The organism is Pseudomonas reactans (genome assembly GCF_013387025.1).
In the GTDB taxonomy this organism is placed as follows: domain Bacteria; phylum Pseudomonadota; class Gammaproteobacteria; order Pseudomonadales; family Pseudomonadaceae; genus Aquipseudomonas; species Aquipseudomonas reactans.
In genome coordinates, this window is record NZ_JACAQP010000009.1 from 1 (window position 1) to 13699 (window position 13699).

Annotated in this window: 3 protein-coding genes; all 3 read left to right on the top strand. The window is 63.0% G+C overall.

The window, feature by feature from the left end; translation table 11 throughout:
- The coding region (locus HX793_RS12375) for a phosphopantetheine-binding protein (RefSeq protein WP_178905512.1) at positions 1–827 on the top strand (827 nt) is incomplete at its 5' end.
- 3 nt (positions 828–830) lie between these two features.
- Positions 831–8612, top strand: a complete 7782-nt coding sequence (locus tag HX793_RS12380; protein WP_178905513.1) for a non-ribosomal peptide synthetase — start codon at positions 831–833, stop codon at positions 8610–8612.
- Positions 8613–8622: 10 nt separating this feature from the next.
- The coding region (locus tag HX793_RS12385; protein WP_438810846.1) for a non-ribosomal peptide synthetase at positions 8623–13699 on the top strand (5077 nt) is incomplete at its 3' end.

Here is a 13699-nt window from a genome sequence, read left to right on the forward strand (position 1 = left end):
TCAACCTGCAACCCATCGGCGTGGCTGGCGAGTTGTACCTGGGCGGCGAAGGCGTGGCGCGGGGTTATCTGGAACGCCCGGCACTGACTGCCGAGCGTTTTGTGCCGGATCCGTTCGGTAAGCCCGGCAGCCGCGTATATCGCAGCGGCGACCTGACCCGTGGCCGTCCGGATGGGGTGGTGGATTACCTCGGGCGTGTCGACCATCAGGTGAAAATCCGAGGTTTCCGCATCGAACTGGGCGAGATCGAAGCGCGCCTGCGCGAACAGGACAACGTTGGCGAAACCGTGGTGGTCGCCCAGGACGGGCCGACCGGCAAACAACTGGTGGCGTATGTCGTGCCGGCCGAGGGCCCGCTCGCCAATGAAATCGAATTGCGCGAAACCTTGCGCCGTGCGCTGAAAACCCATCTGCCGGACTACATGGTGCCCGCGCACTTCATGTTCCTGGCGCAAATGCCGCTGACCCCCAACGGCAAGCTCGACCGCAAGGGCCTGCCTGAACCGGATGCCAGCCTGCTGCAACAGGCCTACGTGGCCCCCGAAACCGAGCTGGAACAGCAGATCGCGGCGATTTGGGCCGATATATTGCGCCTGCCGCAGGTCGGCCTGAACGACAACTTCTTTGAAGTGGGCGGCCATTCCCTGCTGGCGATCCAGATCACTTCGCGGGTCCAGGTCGATCTGGGCCTGGAAGTGCCGTTGGTAGAAGTATTCCAGACCGAAACGCTGCGCGCCTATGTGCAGGCCGCCGCGACCTTCCGCGCCGGCAGCGCGGAAGATTTTGATGATCTTCGTGACTTTTTGAGCGAACTAGAGGCGATTTGACCCATGCTTTCCAACCCAAACATCGATCTGGTTTCGCGCTTTCTTCGCCTGCCTCTGGAACAGCGCCAGCAGTTTTACCAACGCCTGCAAAGCCGGGGCATGAGCTTCGCCCAACTGCCGATTGCCTCGATCCGCGAGGACGGCCAGCACCTGCCGCTGTCCTACGCCCAGGAACGCCAATGGTTTCTCTGGCAGTTGGACCCGGACAGTGCCGCCTATCATGTCCCTGGTGCCCTGCGCCTGAGCGGGCGCCTGGACAAGGCGGCCCTGCAACGTAGCTTTGACACCCTGGTGGCACGTCATGAAAGCCTGCGCACCCGTCTGCATCTGGACGGTGAGCAGCGCGCCCAGGAAGTACTCCCACAGGCTGTCATCGAGATCGCTGAACGCGCGGTTGACGAGGCAAATCTCAAGGCATCGGTAGAAGCTGAAATCGCCCGTCCCTTCGATTTGCAGCAGGGGCCTTTGCTGCGTGTCAGCTTGCTTGCACTGAGTGACCAGGAGCACGTGCTGGTATTGGTGCAACACCATATCGTCTCCGACGGTTGGTCGATGGGCGTGATGGTGCAGGAACTGATGCAGCTCTACGCCGCCTACAGCCAGGGGCAGGACTGTGCCTTGGCGCCGCTGCCGATCCAGTACGCCGACTACGCGCTATGGCAACGCAGTTGGATGGAAGCGGGGGAGAAGGCCCGTCAGTTGACCTATTGGCGTGAACTGCTCAGCGGCACGCAGCCGGTGCTGGAACTGCCGTTCGACCAGCCACGTCCGGCGCAACAGAGCTTTCGTGGCGCCCGTCAGGATATTGCGCTGGAACCGGCATTGGTCGAGGGGTTGAAGGCCCTGGCCCAGCGCGAAGGCGTGACGATGTTCATGCTGTTGCTGGCGTCCTTCCAAGCGTTTCTGTACCGCTACAGCGGCCAGCCGGATATTCGCGTCGGCGTGCCGATTGCCAACCGCAACCGCGTCGAGACCGAGTCGCTGATTGGCTTCTTCGTCAATACGCAAGTACTCAAGGCCGACCTCGATGGCCAGATGAGCTTTGCCCAGTTGCTGCAGCACACCAAGCGCCGTGCGTTGGAGGCCCAGGCCCACCAGGACCTGCCCTTCGAACAATTGGTGGAAGCGCTGCAACCCGAGCGCAGCCTGAGCCACAACCCGCTGTTCCAGGTGATGTTCAACCATCAGGCCCGTTCGCATTCCGCAGGACAGCAACTGCCTGGCCTGAGCGTGGCCAACCTGGAGTTGGACAGCCACAGCGCCCAGTTCGACCTGAGCCTGGATACCCAGGAAAGCGGCGAGGGCATCTGGGCCTCGTTGACCTATGCCACCGACCTGTTCAGCGCCGCGACTGTCGCGCGCATGGGTGAACATTGGCTGGGCCTGCTGCGTGACGCGGTGGCGAACAGCGCATTGCCTTTGCAGGACCTGGCGACGCTCGACGCCCATGAGCGCGAGCACATCCTGTATCAATGGAGCTCCACCGAGCGCGGCTATCCGCAAGGGCAGTGGGTGCACCAGTTGATCGAAGCCCAGGCGCTGACGCAGCCGGAGGCGCCGGCGTTGCGCTTCAACGATGTGTCCCTGAGCTACGCCGAGCTGAATAGCCGCGCCAACCGCCTGGCCCATCGCCTGATTGAAGCCGGCGTTGCGCCGGACGTGCTGGTGGGATTGGCCGTGGAGCGCTCCATCGACATGGTGGTCGGCTTGCTTGCCGTACTCAAGGCCGGGGGCGCCTATGTGCCGCTGGACCCCGAATACCCGCGTGATCGCTTGGCGTACATGCTGGAAGACAGTGGCGTGAAACTGCTGCTGACCCAGGCGCATCTGCGTGATCAGTTGCCGATTCCCCAAGGCCTGGAAACCCTGGTGTTGGGTGCGTCCGATTACGCCGGCTACAGCGACGCCAACCCAGGTATTGCCCTGGATGGCGAAAACCTGGCCTATGTGATCTATACCTCGGGCTCCACCGGCCAGCCTAAAGGCGCGGGCAACCGTCATTCGGCGTTGCTCAACCGCTTGCACTGGATGCAGGAGGCCTATGGCCTGGACGCCAGCGACACGGTGCTGCAAAAGACCCCGTTCAGCTTCGACGTGTCGGTGTGGGAATTCTTCTGGCCGCTGATGACTGGCGCGCGCCTGGTGGTCGCCGCGCCGGGTGATCACCGTGATCCGGCCAAGCTGATCAACCTGATCAATCAACACCAGGTCAGCACGCTGCACTTTGTGCCGTCGATGTTGCAGGCCTTCCTGCAGGATCCTGCCGTGTCGACCTGCCAGTGCCTGCAACGCATTGTGTGCAGTGGCGAGGCCTTGCCGGTGGATGCCCAGCAACAGGTCTTCGCCAAGCTGCCGCACGCCGGGCTATTCAACCTGTACGGCCCGACCGAAGCGGCCATCGACGTGACCCACTGGACGTGCGTGGACGAAGGCCGCGATGCGGTGCCGATCGGCCGTCCGATTGCCAACCTCGGTTGCTACATCCTCGACAGCAACTTCGAACCGGTGCCGGTGGGCGTGCTGGGCGAGTTGTACCTGGGCGGTATCGGCCTGGCGCGGGGTTACCACCGCCGTCCGGCGCTCACCTCTGAACGTTTTGTTGCTCACCCGTTCGTCATAGGCGAGCGCCTGTACCGCACGGGCGACCTGGCGCGCTACCGCGACAACGGTGTGATCGAGTACGCGGGGCGCATCGACCATCAGGTCAAACTGCGTGGCCTGCGCATCGAATTGGGTGAAATCGAAGCGCGCCTGCTGGAACACGACTGGGTGCGTGAGGCCGCCGTGCTGGCGGTTGACGGTAAATACCTGGTCGGCTACCTGGTGCTGCAAAATGCCAGCGATGACTGGCGTGACGTGCTGGGCGTCCATCTTGGCCAGCACTTGCCGGACTACATGGTGCCCGCGCAATGGGTGCTGCTGGAGCAGATGCCCCTGAGCCCCAACGGCAAGCTGGACCGCAAGGCGCTGCCCAAACCCGAAGCCACTCACCACTACGAAGCGCCGCACAGTGCGCTGGAGCAACAGATCGCCGCGATTTGGGCTGACGTGCTGGGCGTTGAGCAGGTGGGGTTGAACGACAATTTCTTCGAGCGTGGGGGTGATTCGATCATCTCCATCCAGGTGGTCAGCCGCGCTCGGGCGGCCGGTATCCATTTCACCGCCAAGGCGCTGTTCCAGCACCAGACGGTGCGCAGCCTGGCCCGCGTGGCGCAGTTGCAGACGGCACAGGTGATCGACCAGGGCCCGGTGCAGGGCGAGACGCCGTTGCTGCCGTTCCAGCAACTGTTCTTTGACATGCACCTGCCGGACCGTCATCACTGGAACCAGTCCTTGCTGCTGACGCCACGCCAGCCTCTTCTTGCTGAGCCATTGGAAGCTGCACTGCAAGCGCTCACCCTGCACCACGACGTGCTGCGCCTGAGTTTTAGCCCGCAAGCCGAAGGCTGGACTGCGCGGCATGATGCGCAACCTGCAACGCTGCTATGGCAGGCCAGCGTGCGGGACGCCGCCGAACTGCAAGCCCTGTGCGAGCGCGCCCAGCGCAGCCTCGACCTGCAACAAGGCCCATTATTGCGTGCGGTACTCGCAGAAATGGCTGACGGCTCCCAGCGCCTGCTGTTGGTCATGCACCACCTGGTGGTGGACGGCGTGTCCTGGCGGGTGTTCCTCGAGGACCTGCAAAGCCTGTATCGCCAGCAGAAATTGCCGGCCAAAACGTCTTCGTTCAAGGCCTGGGCCGAGCGTTTGCAGGCGCATGCCCGCAGCGAATCGATCGAGCCGGAAAAAGCCTTCTGGCTGCAACAGCTGCAAGGCGTGCCTGCCGATTTGCCCTGCCGTGATCCGCAAGGCGCACGTCCCGGCCGCCTGGCCCAGACGGTGGTCAGCCAACTGGATGCCGAGCGCACTCGGCAATTGCTGCAACAGGCGCCCACGGCGTATCGCACTCAGATCAACGACCTGCTGCTGACCGCCTTGGCACGCGTCATCTGCCAATGGACCGGGCAAGCCTCCAGCCTGATCCAGCTGGAAGGCCACGGCCGTGAAGACCTGTTCGACGACATCGACCTGACTCGCACCCTGGGCTGGTTCACCAGCCTGTTCCCGGTGCGCCTGACCCCGGCCGAATCCCTGGCCACCTCGATCAAACAGGTCAAGGAGCAACTGCGTGCGGTGCCGGACAAAGGCCTGGGTTTCGGCGCGCTGCGTTACCTGGGTGACGACGCCACGCGCCAGGCGTTCAGCGTGCTGCCGGTGCCGCGCATTACCTTCAACTACCTGGGCCAGTTCGACGGCAGCTTTGACCAGCCGGACGGCCTGTTCACACCCGCTTCGGAAAACGCTGGCGCCGAACAGAGCCCGGATGCGCCACTGGGCAACTGGTTGACCCTCAATGGCCAGGTGTACGGCGGCGAACTGCAAATGGGTTGGACCTTCAGCCCGCTGATGTTCGACGCACCGCAGATCGAAGCCTTGAGCCAGGCCTTCACCCGCGAACTGACGGCATTGGTTGAACACTGCTGCACCCCTGGCAACAACGGCGTGACGGCGTCCGACTTCCCGTTATCGCGCCTGAACCAGCAGCAGTTGGAATCCTTGCCGCTGGCCGCTGATGCTGTTGAAGACATCTACACCCTGTCGCCGATGCAGCAGGGCATGTTGTTCCACACCCTGTATGAACAGACTGCCGGCGACTACATCAACCAGATCCGCGTGACGGCCGATGGCCTGGACGTGGCGCGATTCCAGCAAGCTTGGGATGCCACGGTGCAAGCCCACGATGTACTGCGCAGCGGGTTCTTTTGGGAGGGCCAGCTCGAATGGCCATGCCAAGTGGTCTATCGCGAGGCTCGGCTACCGATCGAACACCTCGATTGGCGCGCCATGCCGGAGCGCGAACTGGAATTGCAGAACCTTCAGGAGGCCCAGCGCCGCCAGGGCTTCGATCTGGCCAAGGCGCCCCTGGTGCGCCTGGTACTGGTGCGCACCGATGAGCAACGCCATGAACTGATCTACACCAGTCATCACATCTTGATGGATGGGTGGAGCAATTCGCGGCTGTTCGGCGAAGTGCTGCAACGTTATGCCGGTGTCGCAGTGCCTGAAGCGGCCGGGCGTTATCGCGACTACATCGGCTGGCTGCAGCAGCGTGATGGCGCAGAGACTGAAACCTTCTGGCGCGAACAACTGAGCGCTCTGCAAGCACCGAGCCGCCTGGGCAGCAGCCAGTCGACGGCGGCGGACGGGCATGGCGAGCATCAGATCAGCCTGGATCGCGCGCTGACTGAACGGCTTGAAGCCTTCGCGCGCAATCACAAGGTCACGCTCAACACCCTGATCCAGGCGGCGTGGTTGGTCCTGTTGCAGCGCCATAGCGGGCAGTCGGTGGTGTCTTTTGGTGCCACCGTGGCCGGGCGTCCGGCAGAGTTGGCGGGGGTGGAGCAGCAGATCGGGCTGTTCATCAACACCCTGCCGGTGATCTGCGCGGTAGACGCCCAGCAGACCGTGGCCGACTGGCTGCAAGCGGTGCAGGCGCAGAACCTGGCGTTGCGTGAGCATGAACACACCGGGCTGTACGATATCCAGCGCTGGGCCGGGCAGGGCGGTGAAGCCTTGTTCGATAACATTTTGGTGTTTGAAAACTACCCGGTGTCCAAGGCCCTGGAGCAGAGCGGCGGCAGTGGCATTCGTTTCGGCCAGCCGGATTCACGCGAGCAGACCAACTTCCCGCTGACGGTGCTGGTGGACGTGGCTGACACGCTGTCGGTGCAATTCAGTTTTGGCCGTGCGCATTTCGAGGCAAGCACGGTGCAAACCTACGGCCGCCATCTGGTCAACCTGCTGCAAGCCATGCTCGACGGCGACCAACAACGCCTGGGCGACCTGGCGATGTTGGAGGTGGCGGAACGCCAACAAGTGGTCGTTGACTGGAACGCCACGGCGCGGGATTACCCGTTGCAGTACTGCGTGCATCAACTGATCGAGCAGCAGGCGGCGCGCACACCGCAAGCCCCGGCATTGGTGTTTGCCGAGCAGCGCTTGAGCTACGCCGAGCTGAACCGCCGAGCCAACCGCCTGGCTCATCGTTTGATCGAGGCCGGTGTGGGCCCGGATGTGCTGGTGGGCCTGGCGGTAGAGCGTTCGATTGAAATGGTGGTCGGCCTGCTTGCGGTGCTTAAGGCCGGTGGCGCCTATGTGCCCCTGGACCCTGAATACCCGCGTGATCGCTTGGCGTACATGCTCGACGACAGCGGCGTGAAACTGCTGCTGACCCAGGCGCATCTGCTTGAGCAACTACCGATTCCGCAAGGCTTGAATAGCCTGGTGCTGGGTGAAGCCGCGTTTGAAGGCTACAGCGACGCCAATCCTGAAATCGCGGTGCATGGCGAAAACCTCGCCTACGTGATCTACACCTCAGGCTCCACCGGCCAACCCAAAGGCGCCGGCAACCGTCATTCGGCCCTGGCCAACCGCCTGCACTGGATGCAGGAGGCTTATGGCCTGGATGTCAGCGATACCGTGTTGCAAAAGACCCCGTTCAGCTTCGACGTATCGGTGTGGGAGTTCTTCTGGCCGCTGATGACGGGCTCACGCCTGGTGGTTGCGGCGCCGGGCGATCACCGGGATCCGGCCAAGTTGATCAAGCTGATCAATACAGAACAGGTCACCACGCTGCACTTTGTACCGTCGATGTTGCAGGCCTTCCTGCAAGACCCGACGGTTGCGACCTGTCACACCCTGCACCGCATCGTGTGCAGCGGCGAGGCCTTGCCGGTGGACGCCCAGCAGCAGGTCTTCGCCAAGCTGCCCCAGGCCGGGCTCTACAACCTGTACGGCCCGACCGAAGCCGCCATCGACGTGACCCACTGGACCTGTGTCGATGAAGGCCGCGATGCAGTGCCGATTGGTCGCCCGATTGCCAACCTCGGGTGCTACATCCTCGACAGCAACTTCGAGCCGGTGCCGGTCGGCGTGCTGGGCGAGTTGTACCTGGGCGGCATCGGCCTGGCGCGCGGTTACCATCGTCGTCCAGCACTGACTGCCGAGCGTTTTGTTGCCCACCCGTTCGTCAAGGGCGAGCGCCTGTACCGAACGGGCGACTTGGCGCGTTACCGCGAAGACGGTGTGATCGAGTACGCCGGGCGTATCGACCATCAGGTCAAGCTGCGTGGCCTGCGCATCGAGTTGGGCGAAATCGAAGCGCGCCTGCTGGAACACGACTGGGTGCGTGAGGCCGCCGTACTGGCGGTGGATGGCAAGTTCCTGGTGGGCTACCTGGTGCTGCAAAACGCCGATGACGACTGGCGCGATGTGCTAAGCGCCCATCTGGCGCAACAGCTGCCGGACTACATGGTCCCGGCCCAGTGGATGGTGTTGGAGCAGATGCCCCTGAGCCCCAACGGCAAGCTGGACCGCAAGGCCCTGCCCAAAGCCGACGCCAGCCTGCAAGCCCGGGAGTACGTCGCCCCGAACAGCGAACTGGAGCAACAGATTGCCGCGATCTGGGCCGAAGTGCTGGACGTGGAGCGGGTGGGCCTGCACGACAACTTCTTCGAGCTGGGCGGGCATTCCCTGCTGGCCACCCAGGTGGTGGTGCGCCTGCGCGAGCAGTTGCACGCCGAATTCGACGTCAAGTCGATCTTCACCACCCCGACCCTGGCCGAGTTCAGTGCCCATGTCGCCGCCCAACAGACAAATAATTCGCCGGTGCAGGACGCATTGGCTAAATCCTTGGAGGCCCTCAAACGTCTATCAGCAGAAGATTTGGATAAATTGATTTCCTGAGGGGCGTGGCGTGCAAGCATTAATCGAGTCGGTAGGGTCACTTTCGGCGCAACAAAAGAAAGCGTTGGCGGTAATGCTCAAGCAGCAAGGCATCAACCTGTTTGAGATTGCCCCGGTTTTCAAGCGCCAGGAAGGTGAGCCCCTTCGACTCTCTTATGCCCAGGAGCGCCAGTGGTTCTTGTGGCAGTTGGAGCCGCAGAGCCCGGCCTATCACCTGCCGCGCGCCCTGCGGTTGAAAGGCCGCCTTGACCGGGCGGCCTTGCAACGCAGCTTCGACAGCCTGATCGCCCGCCACGAAAGCCTGCGTACCTATTTGCATCAGGATCTTGACCAGGTGCTGCAAGTGGTCAGGCCTGAATTGCAGCTGGATATCCCCCTCGAAACGGCTGACGCCGCGCAGCTTGAAGCTCAGGTGCAAGCGGAGGTCGCCAAGCCCTTTGATCTGCAACAAGGCCCGCTGCTGCGGGTCAAGTTGCTGCAGGTGGCGCCCGATGATCATGTGTTGGTGCTGGTGTTGCACCACATCGTCTCCGATGGTTGGTCGATGCAGGTGATGGTCGACGAACTGGTGCAGTTGTACGTCGCCTACAGCCAGGGCCAAGACCTGCACCTGCCGGACTTGCCGATTCAATACCCGGACTACGCCTTGTGGCAGCGCAGTTGGATGGAAGCCGGCGAAAAAGAGCGTCAGCTCGGTTATTGGTGCGAGCGGTTAGGCGGCGAGCAGCCAGTGCTGGAGTTACCGCTTGATCACCCGCGTCCGGCCGTGCAGAGCTATCGCGGTGCGCGCCTGGACATTGGCCTGGACGCGGCGCTGGTCACCGGCCTCAAGGCGTTGGCCCAGCGTGAAGGCGTGACTCTGTTCATGTTGTTGCTGGCGTCGTTCCAGACCCTGTTGTATCGCTACAGCGGGCAGTCGGACATCCGCGTCGGCGTGCCGATCGCCAACCGCAACCGGGCGGAAACCGAACGGTTGATCGGCTTTTTCGTCAATACCCAGGTCCTCAAGGCCGACATCGACGGGCAAATGACCTTCATTCAGTTGCTGGCCCAGGTCAAGCAACGTGCGCTGGAGGCCCAGAGTCATCAGGACCTGCCGTTCGAACAGTTGGTGGAGGCCTTGCAGCCCGAGCGCAGCCTGAGCCACAACCCACTGTTCCAAGTGATGTTCAACCATCAGACCGAAGGCCGTCGGGTACGTGGTGAGCAGCAGTTGCCGGGGCTGGCGGTGGAGGCCCTGGAGTGGGACAGCCTGAGTGCGCAGTTCGACCTGAGCCTGGATACCCAGGAATCGCCCGAAGGCATTTGGGCGTCGCTGACCTTTGCCACTGACCTGTTCGACGTGGCGACCGTGCAGCGCATGGCTGAGCATTGGCAAACGTTGTTGCGTTCGGTGGTTGGGCGCGCCGGCAATCGCATTGCGCAACTCGCGATGCTGGTCGACGACGAGCAACGCTGGTTGTTGCAAGACTGGAACCACAGTGCGGCAGCGTTTGAGGACCTTGTGGGTGTACAGGGATTGTTTGAAGCCCAGGTTCAGCAGCGTCCCGACGCGGTTGCCTTGTGCCTGGACGATCAGTCCATCAGTTACGCTGAGCTGAACCGTCAGGCCAACCGTCTGGCCCATCACTTGATCAGTCTGGGCATTGGCCCGGAAGTGTTGGTGGGCGTGGCGGTCGAGCGTTCGTTCGATATGGTGGTGAGCCTGCTGGCGGTACTCAAGGCCGGTGGCGCCTACGTGCCGCTGGACCCGCAATACCCGCGTGAGCGCCTGCTGCATATGCTCGAAGACAGTGGCGTGCGCCTGGTGCTGACCCAGGCCCATGTGCCGCTGCCATTGCCCGAAGGCATGGCGACGCTGGACCTGGCGGATGCGCACTTGGCGCTGTGCCCTGAGCGCGACCCGCAGGTAGCGGTCTCGCCGCAAAACTTGGCCTACGTAATCTACACCTCGGGCTCCACCGGCAAGCCCAAGGGCGTGGCGATCAACCATGCGGCACTCACCGAGTTTTCCAGCATTGCCGCGGGTTATTCACGGTTGACCCGTGAAGATCGCGTGCTGCAATTTGCGACCCTCAACTTCGACGGTTTCGTCGAGCAGCTGTACCCGGCATTGACCCACGGCGCCAGCGTAGTGCTGCGCGGTCCGGACTTGTGGGACAGCGCGCGGTTGTACGATGAAATCATCGCCCAGGGCATCACCCTGGCCGACTTGCCGACCGCCTATTGGAACCTGTTCCTGCTCGACTGCCTGGCCGCCGGCCCGCGTTCCTACGGCGCGCTTCGCCAGATCCACATCGGCGGCGAAGCCATGCCGCTGGATGGTCCGGCACAGTGGTTGAACGCCGGGCTCGGCCATGTGCGTTTGCTCAACACCTATGGCCCGACCGAAGCCACCGTGGTATCGAGCGTGTTGGACTGCACGGCGGGCACCGAACTGATCGGCGCCACCGCCAGCCCGATTGGCCGCTCGCTGCCAGGTCGCGCGTTGTATGTACTGGATCGCGATCTGAACCTGGCACCGTTGGGCGCCGTGGGCGAGCTTTATATCGGCAGCCGCTGTGGCCTGGCGCGTGCCTATCTGAACCGTGCGTTGCTGACGGCGGAACGTTTTGTGCCGAACCCTTTCGGTGAGGCCGGCGAGCGTCTGTACCGTACCGGTGACCTGGCACGCTACCGCGCTGACGGTGTAATCGAGTACGTCGGCCGGGTCGACCATCAAGTGAAAATCCGTGGTTTCCGCATCGAGCTGGGTGAAATCGAAGCGCTGTTGCTGGCCCAGGCGGGCGTGCGTGAGACGCTGGTGTTGGCGGCCGACAACCAGCTCGTTGCTTATTTGGTTGCCGAGCAAAACGACGCCGAAGCGCTCAAATCGATCCTGCGTGAACAATTACCGGATTACATGGTGCCTGCGCACCTGATCTTCCTTGAGCGCATGCCGCTGAACCCGAATGGCAAGCTGGACCGCCAGGCACTGCCCAAGCCGGATGCCAGCCAATCGCAGCAGGTGTGGGTCGCGCCGGTCACCGAACTGGAGCAGCAAGTCGCCGCAGTGTGGGCCGATATTCTCGGCGCCGAGCGGGTAGGGCTGACTGACCACTTCTTTGAGATGGGCGGGCATTCGTTGTTGGCGATGCAGGTGGTGTCGCGCCTGCGTCATGCACTGGGGCGTGAAGTCCCGCTGAAACTGATGTTCGAGCAACCGCGCCTTGAAGGTTTTGCCGCCACACTGCACGCACTGGAGGCGCCGGAAGGTGAGCAGGCGCCGCCGCTGCTGGCGGTCGGCCGCGAACACCCACTGCCGCTGTCTTACGCCCAGGAGCGCCAGTGGTTTCTCTGGCAGTTGGACCCGGACAGCGCTGCGTACCATATCCCCAGCGCCTTGCGCCTCAAGGGGGCTTTGGATGTCTCGGCGCTGCAACGCAGTTTCGAGGCCCTGGTGGCGCGCCATGAAAGCCTGCGCACCCATGTGCAAGTGCAGCCGGAGGGCGCGCGGCAAGTGATTCGAACTGACGCCGCCTTGCCGATCAGGTTGGGCGAGGTCAACGAGGCCGATCTCCAGGCCCAGGTCGAGGCCGAGATCGCCCGGCCATTCGATTTGCAAGAGGGGCCGTTGTTGCGCGTAACCCTGCTGCGCCTGGCCGAAGACGACCATGTGTTGGTGCTGGTGCAGCATCACATTGTGTCCGATGGTTGGTCGATGCAAGTGATGGTCGATGAACTGGTGCAGTTGTATGCCGCATTCAGCCAGGGCCGGACGCCAGACCTGCCGGATATGCCGATCCAGTACGCCGACTATGCCGTGTGGCAACGTACCTGGATGGAGGCTGGGGAAAAGGCCCGCCAGCTCGATTACTGGCGTGACCTGCTTGGCGGTGAGCAGCCGGTGCTGGAATTGCCGTTCGACCATCAGCGCCCGGCACACCAGAGCCATCGCGGTGCGCGCCTGGACGTAGCGCTGCCGACCACCCTGGCCGCCGAGCTCAAGGCCTTGGCCCAGGCGCAGGGCGTGACCTTGTTCATGTTGCTGCTGGCCTCGTTCCAGACCTTGTTGCACCGCTACAGCGGCCAGCAGGACATTCGGGTCGGCGTGCCGATCGCCAACCGCAACCGGGTCGAGACTGAGCGGCTGATCGGCTTTTTCGTCAATACCCAGGTGCTCAAGGCCGATATCGATGGGCAGACCACCGTTGCCCAGTTGCTGGCCCAGGTCAAGCAGCGCGCGCTGGAAGCCCAGGCGCACCAGGACCTGCCGTTCGAGCAACTGGTCGAAGCCTTGCAGCCCGAGCGTAGCCTGAGTCTCAACCCGCTGTTCCAGGTGATGTTCAACTACCAGGCTGAAGGTCGCACCGGTGATGAGCTTCAGGCGCTGGCTCAGTTGCGCATCGAAGGCTTGGCATGGGACCGGCGTACCGCCCATTTCGACCTTGACCTGGATGTTCAGCAAAGTCCGGACGGGCTCTGGGCGTCGCTGGGGTATGCCACCGACCTGTTCGAAGCGTCGACTATCGAACGCATGGCGCGGCATTGGCAGAACCTGTTGCAGGCGATGGTTGCCGATCAACAGCAAACCATCGCGCACCTGAACCTGCTTGATTTTGATGAGCAGCAACACATTCTTCAACTGTGGAACCAGGCAGATGCAGGCTTCTCGGCCGAGCGTCTTGTGCATGAGTTGGTGGCCGATCGCGCCAGGGAAAACCCCCAGGCGATCGCGGTCAAATTCGACGCGCAAACCCTGAGCTATGGCGAGCTGGACAGCCAGGCCAATCGCCTGGCCCACGCCTTGATCGCCCGTGGTGTCGGCCCGGAAGTGCGCGTGGCGATCGCCATGCCGCGCAGCGCCGAAAGCCTGGTGGCGTTCCTCGCGGTGATGAAAGCCGGTGGCGTGTATGTGCCGCTGGACATCGAATACCCGCGTGACCGCCTGCTGTACATGATGCAAGACAGCCGTGCGCAGTTGTTGCTGACCCATAGCCGCGCGTTGCAGCAACTGCCGATTCCCGACGGCTTGGACACCCTGGCGATTGATCGCACCGAAGACTGGGCGGATTACGCCGACACGGCACCGGACGTGAAGCTAGACG

Bases quoted from the DNA above. Each gene is read 5' to 3' on its own strand.
- HX793_RS12380 (WP_178905513.1), top strand. From the start codon at position 831: ATGCTTTCCAACCCAAACATCGATCTGGTTTCGCGCTTTCTTCGCCTG.